Annotated in this window: 15 protein-coding genes; 10 read left to right on the top strand and 5 right to left on the bottom strand. The window is 40.6% G+C overall.

Going from position 1 to position 15,891, the window contains the following annotated elements:
* Nucleotides 1-7: 7 nt before the first annotated feature.
* Both pdsS and pdsR read right to left on the bottom strand, forming a co-directional pair.
* Nucleotides 8-2,143, bottom strand: a complete 2,136-nt coding sequence (gene pdsS / locus P3J6_RS17025; RefSeq protein ID WP_198523617.1) for a proteobacterial dedicated sortase system histidine kinase — start codon at nt 2,141-2,143, stop codon at nt 8-10.
* Nucleotides 2,137-2,832 carry a proteobacterial dedicated sortase system response regulator gene (gene pdsR / locus P3J6_RS17020; RefSeq protein ID WP_008111124.1) on the bottom strand — a complete coding sequence of 232 codons (696 nt, stop codon included), beginning with the start codon at nt 2,830-2,832 and terminating at the stop codon, nt 2,137-2,139. Before pdsR ends, pdsS begins: the two co-directional genes overlap by 7 nt.
* A 228-nt stretch (nt 2,833-3,060) precedes the next feature.
* On the opposite strand from pdsR, the gene pdsO reads away from it, so the two are divergent.
* From pdsO to P3J6_RS17005, 3 genes are read left to right on the top strand one after another with little or no spacing between them, the layout of a single operon-like run.
* Nucleotides 3,061-3,786 (top strand): sortase-associated OmpA-like protein PdsO, encoded by a 726-nt coding sequence (gene pdsO / locus P3J6_RS17015; protein WP_198523616.1) that lies wholly within the window; start codon nt 3,061-3,063, stop codon nt 3,784-3,786.
* A gap of 26 nt (nt 3,787-3,812) precedes the next feature.
* Nucleotides 3,813-5,813 carry a marine proteobacterial sortase target protein gene (locus tag P3J6_RS17010; RefSeq protein WP_198523615.1) on the top strand — a complete coding sequence of 667 codons (2,001 nt, stop codon included), beginning with the start codon at nt 3,813-3,815 and terminating at the stop codon, nt 5,811-5,813.
* A complete protein-coding gene (locus P3J6_RS17005; RefSeq protein WP_036981504.1) occupies nt 5,810-6,415 on the top strand; it encodes a class GN sortase in 606 nt (201 codons plus the stop codon). The genes P3J6_RS17010 and P3J6_RS17005 overlap by 4 nt, the downstream gene beginning before the upstream one ends.
* Here P3J6_RS17005 and P3J6_RS17000 read toward each other — a convergent pair.
* Nucleotides 6,310-7,269, bottom strand: a complete 960-nt coding sequence (locus tag P3J6_RS17000) for a DMT family transporter (protein WP_033102849.1) — start codon at nt 7,267-7,269, stop codon at nt 6,310-6,312. The two genes, P3J6_RS17005 and P3J6_RS17000, sit on opposite strands and share 106 nt — an antisense overlap.
* Nucleotides 7,270-7,400: 131 nt before the next feature.
* Here P3J6_RS17000 and proB point away from each other — a divergent pair, with 131 nt between their 5' ends.
* From proB to gltX, 3 genes are all read left to right on the top strand, one after another.
* Nucleotides 7,401-8,504: a glutamate 5-kinase gene (gene proB / locus P3J6_RS16995; protein WP_033102848.1), complete on the top strand. Its 1,104-nt coding sequence runs from the start codon at nt 7,401-7,403 to the stop codon at nt 8,502-8,504.
* A 106-nt stretch (nt 8,505-8,610) separates the two neighbouring features.
* A complete protein-coding gene (locus P3J6_RS16990) occupies nt 8,611-8,970 on the top strand; it encodes a glutaredoxin family protein (RefSeq protein ID WP_008111110.1) in 360 nt (119 codons plus the stop codon).
* Between the two features lie 50 nt (nt 8,971-9,020).
* Nucleotides 9,021-10,505, top strand: coding sequence for a glutamate--tRNA ligase (gltX, locus tag P3J6_RS16985; protein WP_008111109.1), 1,485 nt, complete (start codon nt 9,021-9,023; stop codon nt 10,503-10,505).
* A gap of 57 nt (nt 10,506-10,562) precedes the next feature.
* On the opposite strand, the gene P3J6_RS16980 is transcribed toward gltX, so the two are convergent.
* Nucleotides 10,563-11,414, bottom strand: a complete 852-nt coding sequence (locus tag P3J6_RS16980) for a CPBP family intramembrane glutamic endopeptidase (protein ID WP_198523614.1) — start codon at nt 11,412-11,414, stop codon at nt 10,563-10,565.
* Between the two features lie 87 nt (nt 11,415-11,501).
* Nucleotides 11,502-11,897: a hypothetical protein gene (locus tag P3J6_RS16975; protein ID WP_198523613.1), complete on the bottom strand. Its 396-nt coding sequence runs from the start codon at nt 11,895-11,897 to the stop codon at nt 11,502-11,504.
* Between the two features lie 156 nt (nt 11,898-12,053).
* Between P3J6_RS16975 and P3J6_RS16970 the strand changes: the two genes are divergently transcribed.
* From P3J6_RS16970 to P3J6_RS16955, 4 genes are all read left to right on the top strand, one after another.
* Complete coding sequence (locus P3J6_RS16970) at nt 12,054-12,758, top strand: DUF3581 domain-containing protein (protein ID WP_016900441.1); 705 nt, start codon at nt 12,054-12,056, stop codon at nt 12,756-12,758.
* A 91-nt stretch (nt 12,759-12,849) separates the two neighbouring features.
* Nucleotides 12,850-14,097, top strand: a complete 1,248-nt coding sequence (locus tag P3J6_RS16965) for a DEAD/DEAH box helicase (protein WP_138606894.1) — start codon at nt 12,850-12,852, stop codon at nt 14,095-14,097.
* Nucleotides 14,098-14,236: 139 nt separating this feature from the next.
* Nucleotides 14,237-15,220 (top strand): sensor domain-containing diguanylate cyclase, encoded by a 984-nt coding sequence (locus tag P3J6_RS16960; RefSeq protein WP_198523612.1) that lies wholly within the window; start codon nt 14,237-14,239, stop codon nt 15,218-15,220.
* Between the two features lie 129 nt (nt 15,221-15,349).
* Nucleotides 15,350-15,889, top strand: coding sequence for a heme NO-binding domain-containing protein (locus P3J6_RS16955; RefSeq protein ID WP_138606890.1), 540 nt, complete (start codon nt 15,350-15,352; stop codon nt 15,887-15,889).
* The last annotated feature ends 2 nt before the right edge of the window (nt 15,890-15,891 follow it).

Below are 15,891 nucleotides of genomic sequence, written 5' to 3'. Positions count from 1 at the left end.
GGAACCTTTAGTTATTAAGTGGCAAGCTCACAGTAAATACCACCCCATTACCTTGCTCATTATTGTGCGCCGTTACTGTGCCTTTGTGGTAATCACACACCAGTCTGACAATATAAAGCCCTAAGCCTAAATGCGGTTGTTGCTGCATTTGTTGGCTGCGCACCGATACCATGGAATCAAAAATATGTTCAGTAAGTCCCTCAGGCAATAAGGTACCTGTATTACTTACCGTTAAGGTTGCTTTGTTTTCATTTTGCTTAAGGCTGACTTCAATTGCTGTGTTAGCTTCACTAAATTCCAAGGCATTATTAATTAGCTTATCGAGCAGTTGCGCTATAAATTCAGGGGCACCTTGCATCAATAGTGTGCTTTGGCAAATGTTGAGTGTAAATAACTGGTTAGGATAAGTAAGTTGGTAGCCCTGCATACAGCCACTAATTACTTTTTGTAAATCAAACTGCTCTGGCTCATTGCTTTGAATGCTTTGCTCAAGGCGGGTTGCCTCGCTCATGGTGGTAATTATTTTTCCTAAGCGCTCAACCCCTTCGCTGGCACGTTCAAGGTATTTTTGACTCAGTTCACTTTGCTGCAAGCTTTGTAAGTTTTCAAGAGATGAACGGACAACCGCAACCGGTGTGCGCAGCTCGTGAGATAAGCGCGACGACATATTTTCTAAATAATCGGTATAGCCACCAAGTCGGCTCACTATATTTGAAAAGCTACGCGACAGATCGCCAATTTCGTCATTGGCATCGCTGTAATTTATATGGCCTGTTACTCGTCCTTGCGCATCAATGGCTTGCTCTGCTGCATCTCGTAGTCGCCTAATACGGCTCGATATACGCGAAGCAAAAAAGAACAAAGTGACTGTGCCAATTAACATGACCGCTAAAATCACATTAAATAGTTTTTCCAGCGATTTATTACGCAGTGTACGCACGCCATTGGTGGTTTCTTCAGCTATAACTGCCCCAATAACTTTATCCTCAATCCAAATAGGATACGCAGCCGATAATATCACCGCTTTGTTATCGGGAGTGAGCCGCCACGACGAGGCCGGTTTGCCTTTAAGTGCTTTGGCTAAATGAGCGCCTTGCATTGAAGCTACATCGTGTAAGGTATCTATAAATTCATCTTCAGGACGGGTTAAAATTTTATAATACAAAGGATGTAAATAGGCCTGTTCAAAGCGCTGCCACGCAGTTTTTGGCGCTTGATTTTTTAGCCCATCGGCCCATACACCATCGGCATTTTGAATGCTGCCCGATTGCGCTAATACACGGTGATGATTATCGACCACCCAAATGCGACTGCCGCTGTGGCCCATGCCTTTTAATATACGGTTTATTTCAGGGGAGGGCACCAGTACCGAACCTAAATCATTCGGGTTATTTAAGTTCGATGTAGACATAATACTAGGGGGTTGGTTTGGTTGTTTACTATCAACATCGGCAATGGCAAATCCCAGTTTATTGCCAAGCATATTCAAAGGAAAGCGCAGCTCAAGGTTATAACCTGTTTCAGTTTTTTTAAAGAAACCCTGAATTTTAGTAAAAGGCATTTTACTGTTGGCATCAAATGCGTTGACCCAGCCATCTTGGCGCGGAGCAATAATATAAGTATTAAATTGCCCATCAGGGTTTTTTAGGCCAATTTTTACATAGTCATTATTGGTAATGCTGAGGCTGTTTTTAGCACGGTAAATTACAGTGTCATCTGTGACTTTGAATACAGCATATAAGTAATTATCAAACTTACCTACCATGTGGCTAAATGATAAGTTGCTCAGTTGATGGTTATCATTGGCTGTTTGTAAGTAGCGTTTGTCATAAAGCCAAAATAGCGATTGGTAAGCGTCCCAGTCGCTGAGTTTGCCATCGAGTTGAATTGGACTCTTTAAATTATAAGCATAGAGATCGCGGCCTTTTACAACTTGATCTAAAAAGTTGGTTTGTTCGTCAAATAAAGCGGGGCGTTCGTGCAGAGCCGTTGCCAGTGCGCGTGTAGTACCTACTAGCGTTTTTTCTTGGCCTTGGCGTAAAAACTTTTCCATTTCCCATACGTATTCGTAGCCTAACCATGGCAACAAAAACAAAAAGCATGAAAGTAGAATAAATTTACTGCGTAGGCCAAATCTCAGCATGTGGGTTGCTCCCACCTGTAACCCATGCCATACACGGTATCAATGCAGTCAAACTGGCTATCGAGTGCTATAAACTTTTTACGAATGCGTTTTACATGAGAGGTAATGGTACTGTCGTCTACATAAATTTTAGCATCGCTCATTAACTCATTACGGCTTTTAACGTGGCCAGGTCGTTGGGCGAGTGAATGCAGCATCCAAAACTCAGTTACGGTTAAATCAACCAACTGTTGTTGCCAAAGCACCTGCATGCGTTGCGTGTCGAGTGTTAGTTGACCGCGAATTATTAATGCGTTGGCATCGGCGGGTTGCTCTAATGCTTCCATGCGGCGAAATAGCGCACCAATACGCGCGGCTAAATGCGCTAAGCTAATATCTTTGGTTAAGTAGTCATCGGCGCCCATGCGCAGGCCGCATACGGTGTCTATTTCGCTGTCGCGAGCGGTTAAAAAAATAATTGGTAAGGTTTTAGAAAGTGAACGCAAAGTTTGGCACAGTAAAAAGCCGCCATCTATTTCATGGCCTAAGCCAATATCAACAATGGCTAAATCGGGGAGTGCTTCTTTAAAAGCTACTTCTGCTTGAGGGCGGTTTTCATAACCACTTACCTGATAGCCTTGAGCGCTCAGCATTTCTATGTAGTTTTCGCGAATGGCAGTTTCATCTTCAACAATAGCTATTTTTTTCATTTTTATTAATTACTCATATTGACTTAGGCGCACTATAGCGAAGTTTTTGCGCTAAGTACGGTTAAAAACACAATTGCCATTTTTTTGCCACAATTGCTCAGCAGTTTGCCATTTTTACTCCCCTTTATTGCCACTTCATGGTGTTTTAATACAGCTATTGAAATTACCAATACAAAGCAAGTGCCAACCAATAGCTTGCCAACCATTATTAATAGTAAGGAATAGATCATGAAGAAAACATTAATCGCACTCACACTTGTTAGCACTTTTTGTACGCCAGTATTTGCTGCGGATACCCCATCAAAAGAAGCAAAAAAAGAAACAATTGTTGGCCTGAGCACCGGTGCCATTATTGGTGGTGTTGTTGGTGGGCCAATTGGCGCGTTTGTAGGCGCATTTGCTGGTGGTTTGATTGGCGATGCCAAGGTAGCTGAGCAAACTATTGCTGAGCAGCAGCAAGCTTTAACTGTAATGGCAGAGAAAACCAACGACTACCAGCATGTACTTAATCATAACAGTCACCTAGAGGCGCAACTTGAACTACTGGCGCAACAAAATGAGCAACTAACGCAATCACAGCTTAATAATTTATTGGCAATGACAGTGCAATTTAAAACAGGCTCTAGCGATATTGCTCCTCATTTTGCCAAGCAGCTTGATCAATTGGTAGCGTTATTAAAAAGCCAACCGCAACTCGCACTCGATTTAAGTGGCTTTGCCGATCAGCGCGGTGCAGAGCAAGCGAACTTATTACTTTCAAAAGCCAGAGTAAACGCCGTACAAAGTTACTTAATTAAACAGGGAGTAAGCCATACACGTTTGAGCACACAAGCGTTTGGCGAGCAGCAAAGCATAGCAAATAGTAACACCCTTGAAGATAACTTTTTTGACAGACGCGTTACCCTGACTACCCGTGCGCTTAATCAAAGGACTGATCAAACAGCAAGCAATTAATCGCAAGGCGTTCGAGGGAGTGATTTATGTTGAGTAAACCCACCAAAGTGCTTACCAAGGTAAGCCTTTTTATTTTTATTATCATCGTGCTTTTAGCCAGCTTTAAAAGCCATGCACAGTCGCCAAAACTATCTTTGTTTGATAGCCAAGGAGTGGCGGTTAACCCTGGGGTTATTTTAAAAAGCGATGCAAAAATGACCCTAACAGGGCTAATTAATCGTGTTGTAGTTACGCAGCACTACATAAATGAAAACCCTTTTGCCGTAAATGCACGTTATGTATTTCCTTTACCCGATGAAAGCGCCGTGCAAGCAATGACCATGCGCATTGGCGAGCGAGTTATCAAAGGTAAAATAACAAAAAAACGCCAAGCTGAAAAACAGTACCAAGCTGCCAAAAAAGCAGGCAAACAAGCTTCATTGTTGCGACAGCAACGTGCAAATATGTTTATTACAAATGTGGCAAATGTAGGGCCCGGAGAAGAAATAGCTATAACGCTTGAGTATCAAGAGATTATTGATTACCAACACGGAACCTTTGCGATTCATTTTCCAACTACAATTACGCCACGCTATCATGCAATAACAGGGGAAGTTAACGATGATCAAGATAAGCATGCGATAAAAAACGCTAATGCACCTTCGTTCACTCCACAGGGTTGGTTAAGCCCTGTTTACACAAAACAAACTAATGAGGCGGCAAATGCCAGCGATTTAAGCTTAACAATTAACATGGATATAGGCTTAGAATTGGTTGATATAAACGCTAAGTACCATCAAGTTAATATTGAAAACCCTGCATTTGGGCAATACAGCATTGTGCTAAAACCACAGCAAGCCATAAATAGAGACTTTGTACTTGAGTTTAAGCCACTACAAATAGCGCAAGCGCAAGCTGCACTTTTTACTCAGCAAGCACAAAATGGTGAGCAGTATGCGTTAGCAATGTTAATGCCGCCAAGCGATAGTTTTACTCAATCTCAGCGTTTACCGCGTGAAATGGTGTTTGTAGTTGATACCTCGGGATCTATGCATGGGCAGTCTATTGAACAAGCTAAAAAAGCGCTGTTTTACGCATTATCATTATTAGATAGTGATGATAGCTTCAATATTGTCAGTTTTAATAATGAGGTTGCAGCCATGAGTGAGACCCCATTAATTGCCAGTGACTTCAATTTACGTCGCGCAGAGCGTTTTATTTATAACTTACAAGCCGATGGCGGAACTGAAATAAAAGGCGCACTTGATGCGGTACTTGATGGTACGCAGTTTGAAGGGTTTGTACGCCAAGTTGTATTTTTAACCGATGGTAGCGTAAGTAACGAAGATCAATTATTTAAACATATTGCGCATACCTTAGGTGATAGCCGTTTATTTACTGTGGGCATTGGTAGTGCGCCTAACCGTTATTTTATGCGTCGTGCCGCTGATATAGGTAAGGGAACTTACACCTTTATAAGCAGTGCTCATGATGTGCAGCCGAAAATGCAGCAGTTGTTTGATAAACTTGCTCACCCGGCTATGACTAATTTAGCGTTAACAAATACAAATGGAAGCAGCTTAGATTTTTGGCCCTCACCTTTGCCTGACCTATATTTTGCTGAGCCCATTATGGTGGCTATTAAATTAGACACTACCGATACAATTACTTTTACGGGGCAAACAACGCATGGGGAGTTTAAGGTTAAGCTTAATCCGCAAGCAAGTTCAAAGGCCACAGGAATTGATAAACTTTGGGCACGTCAAAAAATAAAGTCGTTATTGTTATACAACCAACAAAGTGTTGTAAAACAGCAAGTGCAGCAGCTCGCGCTTGAGCATCAATTACTTAGCCCATTTACTGCGTTTATTGCCATAGAAGAGACGACCATAAAAGAAGTTGCTAAACAAAGTACACAAGTGGCTAATACTATGCCACAAGGAATGACCATGCGCTTGCCGCAAACAGATGGGCAAAGCAAAATGCATATTGTGTTTGGAGCATTACTACTTCTAGGTGGTCTGTTGTTAGTAAGGCGCTGTAAATGAAAAAGTGGCTAAGCATAGGTTTACTTGCCTTGGGGCTGAGCTTGTTTGGCCATGGTGTATACATGCAGGCAAAGGCGTGGCTTGCACAAGTGTTAATAGAGCAAGCTTGGCAAACGACCCTTAAATCGCCCAATAAAAAAATTAAGCCGTGGTTTTATGCTGATAGTTACCCAGTGGCACAAATAATATGGCCAAAGCATAATAAACGACTAACCGTGCTTGATGGTGCAAGTGGTAGAAATTTAGCGTTTGCGCCGAGCCACTTTTTACCTGCTGGGGAGTTAGGTGGGGCTGATTTTGGTAACTCGCAAGGAGCACTTATTGCTGGCCACAACGATACCCACTTTGCGTTTTTAAAAAACGCTAAAGTGGGGGAGCAATTTTCTCTACAACTTAAAAATGGCCAAGTGCAGCATTATTCAGTAACACATGTTGAGGTAATTAATCAGTACAACACCGATTTTTTGCAGCAATCAGGGCTGTATTTATTAACCTGTTACCCTTTTGATTCACTGGCCTCGGGTACCGATTTAAGATGGTTAGTGTCGGCAGAAATATCCTCACCAGAAGTTGAGTTAGGAATATCGACCACTAGTTCTTGATGGCGTTGGCTAATCATTACGCCTATAAACACCACAAATATGCTGATCCACTGCCCAAGAGTTAGTACTTCGTTGAGTATAATAGCTGACAAAATTAAAGTGAAAATAGGGATTAAATTAGAGTAAGCCGCGGCGGTTAATACCGACACTTTACTAATCGCATAGTTGTACATGCCGTACCCACCCAAAGTAACACAAGAGCCTAAGTACAAAATGCTCATTAGTGCGGTTAAATCGTGTTGGTTTTCACTGGGTAGGTCAATAAACAGTAAAAACGGAGCAAAAAACAAACTACCACTCACGCCTTGCAGAGCAATTAATGTGAGTGGGGAGTAGCGGTTAGCTAAATGTTTTATACACACGGTATAAAATGCCGCGCACACCATGGCCATTAATTCTAAAAAATTCCCCAGTAATGGGTTTGGGGCTTGGCTTGAACTCGGTGAGAGCAAGGTCAGTAAAATACTACCACCAATACACAGCGTAAAACCCACCACAATAGCTTTACTAATATGCTCTTTGAGCATGAAAAACGCTAAAAATGCCACAATAATGGGTAAACAAGAAACAATCACCCCCGCTTGAGACGCTGAGGTATATTCCATTGCGTGGCCTTCAAATAAAAAGTACAAGCAAGGCTCTGCCAGCGACATGCCTAATAAGTACTTCCAATCGCCTTTTAAATATTCAAAGCGAATTACGTAACGCCATAAACATAACGAAATCAGTAAAGTGGTGAGCATACGTAAAAATATCACCAAGGCAGGGTCATAAATCGCAATCGCGTATTTAAGTGCAATAAAGGAGCTACCCCACAAAAAGGTGGCAATAATTAAACATAAACTGGCAGGCATAAGGTGTAATTTAATCGGTTGAATATAGTGCGATCCTAGCATGCAGAGGGGGTGATTGAATATTTTTTACTTGTTCAAAAATACCGAACTGGTATAAATAAATTCATCATTTATTGCGCTAAGTAAAAAACATGCAAAGGGATCAGGTCGTAGTTGTAAAGCTAGGTACAAGCGTACTCACTGGCGGTACCGATAAGTTAGACAAAGCACATATGGTGGAACTTGTTCGCCAATGCAGTGAGCTAAAAAAGCAAGGTCATCACGTTATTTTAGTATCAAGCGGTGCGGTTGCCGCAGGTCGCGAACAGCTATTAAAACCCTGTGGGCGCACATTAATAGACAAACAAATGTTGGCCGCCATTGGACAGGGGCAGCTCATTCATATTTGGCAAAGCTTATTTGCGTTGTATGGCATTAACGTCGGGCAAATGCTACTAACGCGCGCGGATGTTGACGACAGAGAGCGCTATTTAAATGCACGCGATACCCTCAATGCCCTATTAAATTACGATGTAGTGCCGATCATTAATGAAAATGACGCAGTTGCTACTAGCGAAATAAAAGTAGGTGACAACGATAACTTGTCGGCATTGGTGGCTATTTTAGCCAATGCCGATAAGTTACTGCTACTGACCGACCAACAAGGGTTATTTACCAGCGATCCGCGCACCGACATTAACGCCACCTTGATTGACGAAGTTACCCATATTAATGATGAGTTACGCCAACTTGCTGGTGGCAGTGGTACAAACCTAGGCACAGGGGGTATGGCAACCAAACTACAGGCCGCAGATATTGCCAGAAGAGCTGGGGTTGAGGTGATTATTGCCAAAGGCGCTGATGAAAATGTGATTTTAAAATGCATGAGCGAGCAACTACCAGGCACCCGTTTTTTAAAACTTACCGCGCCTAAAGATGGCCGAAAAAAATGGTTATTGGCAGGGCCTAAAAGTAGTGGCCAAATTTTAATTGATGCCGGTGCGGTGCATGCATTGCAATCTAAGGGCGCCAGTTTACTTGCTAAAGGCATTACGCGCGCTATTGGTGAATTTGAACGTGGAGATTTAATTAACTTAATTGATGTAAACCAGCAAATTATTGCACGCGGGTTAACGCGCTTTAGTCATCTTGAAATCGATAAAATAAAAGGCGCACATTCTAATCAAATCAGCCATTTACTTGATTACGATAGCGGCGTGGAAGTGCTACACAGAGATGATATGGTGGTGTTGTAATTAAGCACTTTTTTAACGATATAGCGCAACGTATAATCCGCTTATAGTGTTGCGCTTTTTTGTGTTAAAATCTTGCACCTTAAATTTGTTGTAAAGAGTATTGAAGATGAAATTAGTTCGCTGGGTTTTAGGTTGTATCATCTTATTTTTTAATTTTGTTTTTACGCCGCGTAGCAAAAAACGTGATCCGCAAGAGCAAACTAAGCTTGATCAGCAAACCGCACAATTTAAGCTCTATCAATTCAAAGCATGCCCTTTTTGTGTAAAAGTGCGCCGTTCAATTAAGCGTGAAGGCTTAAAAATTGAAACACGCGATGCAAAAAATGATGAGCAATACCGCCAAGAGCTATTAGAGCAAGGCGGAAAAGTTAAAGTACCTTGTTTACGTATTGAGCAAGATGGCCAAGTAAAATGGCTTTATGAATCAAACGATATTATTGCTTACTTAAACAAAGTAGCCGCTTAAAATATTTATTGGTATTTCATACCATCTCACTTATTAAAAGAGACATTACCATGACAATTCGTACCCGTGTTGCTCCGTCGCCAACTGGTGACCCGCATCTTGGCACCGCTTACATTGCCTTATTTAACTACTGTTTTGCTAAACAGCAAGGCGGTGAATTTGTACTTCGTATTGAAGATACTGACCAAGTTCGCAGCACACCTGAATCTGAACAAGCCATCATGGATAGCTTACGCTGGTTAGGCCTTGAATGGGATCATGGTCCTGATGTAGGTGGTGAGTTTGGTCCATACCGTCAATCTGAGCGCAGTGATTTATATAAAAAATACGCTCATCAGTTAGTTGAAGACGGCAAAGCATTCTACTGTTTCGCAACCAGCGAAGAACTGGACCAAATGCGTGAAGAGCAAATGGCCGAAGGTCTGCGTCCTAAATACGATGGTCGTGGCTTAAACCATACAGAAGACGAAATTAAAGCAAACCTAGCTGCTGGTAAACCGTATGTTATACGTATGAAAATCCCAAGCGAAGGTACCTTTAAGTTCAACGATTACCTACGCGACGAAATTGAGATCCCGTGGGAAAACGTAGACATGCAAGTGCTATTAAAAGCGGATGGTTTTCCAACTTACTTTTTAGCAAACGTGGTGGATGATCACCATATGCAAATTAGCCATATTTTCCGTGGTGAAGAGTGGATAAACTCAGCGCCTAAGTTATTAAAACTTTATGAAGATTTTGGTTGGGAAGCACCGGTACTAGGTCACTTACCATTACTGCGTAATCCAGATAAATCAAAACTGTCTAAGCGTAAAAACCCAACGTCTATTAATTACTACAAAGAAATGGGTTACTTACCAGAAGCGGTGCTAAACTACTTAGGCCGTATGGGTTGGTCAATGCCTGATGAGCGTGAAAAGTTCACCCTTAACGAAATGATTGAACATTTTGACATGAAGCGTGTATCGCTTGGTGGCCCAGTATTCGACGTAGACAAGTTAAGCTGGTTAAACGGTATGTGGATCCGCGAAAACTTAACTGATGCAGAGCTAATGCAGCGTTTTGTTGACTGGAAATTTAATGGCGACATGCTGGCTAAAGTCTTACCTGAAGCTAAAACGCGTATAAATACACTCTCTGACATGGTTGATTTAGCAGGGCACTTTGTAGGCGGTATCCCGACCTACGACCCAGCGCTATTAACCGCAGGTAAAGCTGACGAAGATGTTATTCGCCAAGCATTACAATTTTTTGTATGGCAATTAGAAGGCTTACGTAGCTTTGAAAAGCCAGCTATTTTTGCAATTGCAAAAGAAGTAGCCACCTTCCACGAGCTTAAAATTAAAGATTTCTTAGAGCCTATATTTGTGGCTATTACCGGCAAAACATCATCAACTTCGGTATTAGATGCAATGGAAATTTTAGGGTCTGACCTATCGCGTGCACGTTTACGTGTTGCGCTTGCTCATTTAGGTATTTCTAAAAAGCAGGCTAAAAAGATAGAACGCGCATACCGCGATTACCCAAGTGCGTAATCGCTTATACAGATTCAAAAGCCGCTTAATTTTAGCGGCTTTTTTGTGCCTGTAGTTTTAAGATGGAGTTGCCAGCATAGGGTAAGTAAATAAGAAAAGGTGAAACACGTTAACGAGCCAATGACATAAAATGGCCCATTCTAATCGGCTTGTTTTATAGTAAATATAGCCATAACCAAAACCTGCTACGGCCGCCACAAGCATATAATGAGTACCCGCTGAAAAGTGTGCCAGTGAAAATACACAAGTACTGATCACCGGTGCGAGCAGTGCAAACCTGCTCGGGTTTATTAGTTTTGAAAGCTTAGTTTGTATCACTCCCCTAAATAATGCCTCTTCTGCAACGCAGGTAAAAAGTAGGTTGATAGCTATAAATAACAACCAAAATTCAGGTACTTTTGGTGCAAATTCAACAAGGTTTAACGTTAAAGCAGTTATAAGCGCCGCTAAAATAGTGATAATTATGATTAAAGCAGGGTAGCCGATAGTTACTGGCTTTATCGTTTTGTTTTTTGCAAAAAAATAAGCGCTCAGCATTAAACCCGCTAATGCTTTATCGAAATTAGCATACAGGGTAAATGCAATTGCGTTACTGGTGACTTGTTCATTAACAACAATTGGCAGGTTATTAAAACCCGCAAACCAATGTAAGGCTAACCCGAGTGAGGCTGTTATAAATAAAGACGTTAGAACATTACGTTTTAACGCTGAGGTTGCCAATAGCGTAAAGTGAAACAATCCCACATAAACAGCTATAACAGCAACCGCGTTTAAATTTATATACTCTTGATAATAGGCAGTAATAACACTTAGCAGCAATAAGTATTGCCATAATGGTTGGCGAAATACAGTGAGTTTACACTGTGGGAAAACACATAAAATAGCGGCAGCTAAAAAGTAAAAAGTCATTGGCAAATACAGCTTGTTGTTTGATAGGGGAAATGAGAGAAAACGAATTACATAGCGTTATAGTCTCAATTAGATAATTTTGAGCTATTAATAATTATAGGCTTGTCCTGTACAAATAACGGCTAAATCACAATTGTAGCGGGATACTGATTGGCACTGCTCTAGTGTAAATGCATTGCCACCTAAATAAAGCACATCGTTTTTAAGGGATTCTATAGCTTGTGATTTCAAGCGGTTATAGCTAATTGAGGATGTTCGCGTATCATCTGATACATCGCAGCTTTCGCCTTTTATTCCACCAAGGGGGCTTGCACCTCTATCGAGAGCGTCTTGTACACTGTAAAACTGCTCTAGGCCACGTTTTTTAATGTGGCTTGAAACGTGTTCTGATAAAACGTCGTCGTCGATATTGGTTGTGTAAGTAACGTTATTACAGCCAGTTAAAAATGAAATCGCGCATATTAATAAAGAAAAATACTTCATTAGTTAATCCCTTAAACTCGTATTTGCCTAATTTACTTAGTAAATTAGCGAGTTGCAAATTATCATTTTTCGCCTTTATTAAACAGATTCGACCTCTCAAGATTTTTTTTCTGGTAGTATAGCTAGGTTATAAGCAGTTTAAGCAGTGAACACACTATGTTAAGTCCTTACTATCAGCAGCATGCTGATTATGTTTCAATTTCTCGTGAGCAAGGTTGTCGCTTTGCTAAATGTGTAGCCGACGACTACAACCCGCTTCATGATAAAGACGCTAAAAAGTTTTGCGCACCAGGAGACTTACTTTTTTCTCTAGTGTTAGACCGCTATGGCATTAGTGAGCGAATGGAGTTTACCTTTGCCGGTATGGTTGATGAAAATACCAAGCTAAATTTTCCAGAACAACCTGGAGAAGAGTTTGATGTAAACCATGGCGAAAAAGTAATTTTAAAGGTTAAACGCGATGGTAAAACCAGTAAATGCCCAACACTTACAAACAGTTTAATAAAAAATTATGTTGAGTTCTCAGGTGCTGCGTTCCCGCATGTAATTATTCCTTTAATGGGCAAGCAAGAGGTAATGATAAACCCTGCGCGTCCTATGATTATTTATGAATCAATGATAATTAACCTTAATAACATTGATATTAAATCACCGACTCTAGAGTTTGCAGAGCCAAGCTTTGAATACGCTGGTAAACGCGGCAAAATAACCTTGCGCTTTAATTTATTAGAAAACGGCGAAAAAGTGGGTTTTGGTGAAAAACACATGGTCGTATCGGGTATTCGTGAGTACTGTCAAAGCACCGTAGATGATTTAATTGCATTTTATAATGAACGTAAAGCCACATTAAAACCGGCTTAAATACTTCATTTTATATAGGCGCTATTTAGCGCCTTTTTTATTACTAAAGCTCAGGTATAATAGCGTTCTTTGTTTTTTTAAAGCCAAGCTTATGTCTGCCACATCGTTCTCATCACTAGCCCTAGACCCGTTACTATTAACGGCAATAGAGCAAAATAATTACACTACGCCTACCGCCATTCAGCACAAAACGATACCTCCAATTTTAGCGGGCAAAGACGTTATGGGCAGCGCTCAAACTGGCACCGGTAAAACAGCCGCTTTTGTTTTACCGCTATTACACAAGCTTTTAAATACCGCTAAAAAAGACGAACCAGGCATTGCTCGTGTGGTTATTTTAACGCCCACTAGGGAGCTTGCTCAGCAAGTATTTGCAAGCTTTGAAAAATACGCACAAGGTACAGATATAAAAGGTGCACTTGCCTATGGTGGTGCAAGCATTGGTCCACAAATCAAAGCACTTAAAACAGCGCAAGTAATAGTGGCAACGCCAGGGCGCTTACTTGATCATATAGTGAAGGGCAGTGTGGTGCTTTCAAGCGTGGACTCTTTAGTATTTGATGAAGCAGACCGTATGCTTGATATGGGTTTTATTGACGAAATTAAACGAATACTGCGTCATATCCCAGGCGATCGTCAAACCTTACTGTTTTCCGCCACCTTTGATGACAGTGTATTTGAGCTGAGTAAAAAATTGCTTAAAGATCCTGAGCTTATTGAAGTTGATAAGCGCAACTCTGCTGCTGTAGAGGTTGAACAAGTTATTTACGCAGTAGATGAAGACAGAAAGCGCGAACTGGTATCGCACATGATTGGCATGAAAAACTGGCGCCAAGTACTTATATTCACCCGCACAAAACAAATGGCCGATAAGCTTGCCAAAGAAATGTGTAAAGATGGTTTAAAAACCGAATCTATTCATGGTGATAAATCACAAGGTGCTCGCGACCGCGCATTACAAAACTTTAAAGAGGGTAGTACGCGTGTTTTAGTAGCCACCGATGTAGCGGCGCGCGGTTTAGACATACCGGCACTTAAATACGTAATTAACTTTGAATTACCATATATAGCTGAAGATTATGTGCATCGTATTGGCCGTACAGGACGAGCTGGCGAGCAAGGCCTTGCAATGTCGTTAGTGAGTCTTGATGAGCAATGGCTACTTGAAGAAATTGAAGTACTGCTTGATACCCGCTTAACACCACAATGGCTTGAAGGCTATGAACCTGATTTAAATAAGCCGCCAAAAGACAACCGCAAAAACACTAACAAAGCGCGTAAAGATCGCGATAAAAAACGTATTACAGGGCAAAGAGCGCCAAATAGACGCCGAAAGTAAAAATTAGAGTGTTCTTAAAGCACAATTAAGTTACTAAATATCTTTAATTTTGAGTCAATGTAATTAATACAGTGATTAATACTACTTTTTAAGCATTTTTTTTTGCCTATACTTAGGTAAATAATAGCGGGGGTATAAAATGTTTGAGACTGATAAGTGGGCATTTACTGGCCTTGATGGTCAGATATCACTAGATAAGTGGCAAAAAATAATTGATTTAATTGCTGAGTTATTTTCAGCTCCCTCCGGATATATAGTACAGGCAACAAGCATAGGTTACCGAGTAGTTATCAGAAAAAACGAGGGTGGGTCAACCTTTGAGACCAACCCTACTATTCCTCCTGAAAGTGATATGTTTTGTAGGCATGTGGTCGAAAGTGACAATCTCTTATATGTTAATGATGCTGCTAGTACTGAAATGTGGAACGCCATGCCTGAGGTAGTTGAAAATGGCGTTAACTCCTACTTAGGTTTACCCATTCACTGGCCGCAAGGAGATGTATTTGGGACGCTTTGCTTAAAAGACAACAAAGAAACAAACTATACGAATGAATATTTTGAGCTCATTAATCAGTTACGAGACTTAATAGAAGACGATTTAGCGCTTGTATATAATTTTGAAAAAATGCGCGAAATTGCAATGCTAGACCCGCTCACTAATATTTATAATCGTCGAGCATTAAGTTTACTTGCTCAGCAAAAACTAAACCTTTCTCATCGTTTAGGTTTTGATGTGTGTTGCTTATTTATCGATATTAACGATTTTAAAAAATTAAACGATAACTCTGGCCACGGAGCGGGCGATAAAGCCCTTATTACATTAGCCACAACGTTAAAAAAACACCTAAGAGATGCCGACATCATGGGGCGCTTAGGAGGCGATGAGTTTGTTGCTGTCATGCAAATAAATGATAAGAGTAAACTAGACCACATTATAAATACAATTTCGATTGAGTTTGCTAATGCACTAGCATTAGAAGGAATTTGCGAGTTATCACTAAGTGTTGGTTATAGTTTTTCTGAGCAAAAAAAGCAGCCATTTGAAACACTTTTAAATGATGCAGACCAATCAATGTATAAAAATAAGCAAAAATATAAGTTAAATAAAAAAATCGGTTATTAAATCGTTAATTGCTATTAACTTGTTATGCCAATATACACAGCAAACTAATTAACATATACGCATGCTATGTACGTGAATTTTTTTAGTTTGAAACTATACTTTGTTTATAGCTAATGAGTGGGTAGTTGTATGAAAGGTATTATTTTTACTGAATTTCTAGAAATGGTCGAGATCACATTTTCACCAGCAGTTGCTGATCAAATCATTGAGCAAAACGAACTGGATTCCAATGGGGCTTATACCAGTGTTGGTAACTATAATAAGCAAGAGCTTTTAAAGTTAGTGACCTCACTGAGCAGTATTGTTGATATTCCGGTTGATGTACTCGTTAAAGAATACGGTAAATACTTACTAAAGCGCTTCTTAGTCTACTATCCACAGTTTTTTGAAGAGCTCACTACAACATTTGATTTTTTAGATACCATAGATCAGCACGTGCATGTAGAAGTTAAAAAACTATATACCGACGTTGAGTTGCCCACCTTTAAAACCAACCACTTAAGCAATACCCAAATGCAGATGATTTATCATTCAAGTAACCCATTTGCCATGCTCGCTGAGGGATTAATAGAAGGCGCAGCCGAACATTTTAAGGAAAATATAAGTATAAGCAGCGATATCAATGACGATCATCAAGTTGCTACGTTTAACTTAACATTGGTAGGTTAGAT

The organism is Pseudoalteromonas sp. 3J6 (genome assembly GCF_903995135.1).
Classification (GTDB): domain Bacteria; phylum Pseudomonadota; class Gammaproteobacteria; order Enterobacterales; family Alteromonadaceae; genus Pseudoalteromonas.
The sequence above is the reverse complement of the archived record's forward strand: the minus strand, read 5'-3'. Positions and strand labels throughout refer to the sequence as shown.

Coding starts and splice junctions, on each gene's coding strand:
- pdsS (WP_198523617.1), bottom strand. CDS start 2,143: ATGCTGAGATTTGGCCTACGCAGTAAATTTATTCTACTTTCATGCTTT.
- pdsR (WP_008111124.1), bottom strand. CDS start 2,832: ATGAAAAAAATAGCTATTGTTGAAGATGAAACTGCCATTCGCGAAAAC.
- pdsO (WP_198523616.1), top strand. CDS start 3,061: ATGAAGAAAACATTAATCGCACTCACACTTGTTAGCACTTTTTGTACG.
- P3J6_RS17010 (WP_198523615.1), top strand. CDS start 3,813: ATGTTGAGTAAACCCACCAAAGTGCTTACCAAGGTAAGCCTTTTTATT.
- P3J6_RS17005 (WP_036981504.1), top strand. CDS start 5,810: ATGAAAAAGTGGCTAAGCATAGGTTTACTTGCCTTGGGGCTGAGCTTG.
- P3J6_RS17000 (WP_033102849.1), bottom strand. CDS start 7,269: ATGCCTGCCAGTTTATGTTTAATTATTGCCACCTTTTTGTGGGGTAGC.
- proB (WP_033102848.1), top strand. CDS start 7,401: ATGCAAAGGGATCAGGTCGTAGTTGTAAAGCTAGGTACAAGCGTACTC.
- P3J6_RS16990 (WP_008111110.1), top strand. CDS start 8,611: ATGAAATTAGTTCGCTGGGTTTTAGGTTGTATCATCTTATTTTTTAAT.
- gltX (WP_008111109.1), top strand. CDS start 9,021: ATGACAATTCGTACCCGTGTTGCTCCGTCGCCAACTGGTGACCCGCAT.
- P3J6_RS16980 (WP_198523614.1), bottom strand. CDS start 11,414: ATGACTTTTTACTTTTTAGCTGCCGCTATTTTATGTGTTTTCCCACAG.
- P3J6_RS16975 (WP_198523613.1), bottom strand. CDS start 11,897: ATGAAGTATTTTTCTTTATTAATATGCGCGATTTCATTTTTAACTGGC.
- P3J6_RS16970 (WP_016900441.1), top strand. CDS start 12,054: ATGTTAAGTCCTTACTATCAGCAGCATGCTGATTATGTTTCAATTTCT.
- P3J6_RS16965 (WP_138606894.1), top strand. CDS start 12,850: ATGTCTGCCACATCGTTCTCATCACTAGCCCTAGACCCGTTACTATTA.
- P3J6_RS16960 (WP_198523612.1), top strand. CDS start 14,237: ATGTTTGAGACTGATAAGTGGGCATTTACTGGCCTTGATGGTCAGATA.
- P3J6_RS16955 (WP_138606890.1), top strand. CDS start 15,350: ATGAAAGGTATTATTTTTACTGAATTTCTAGAAATGGTCGAGATCACA.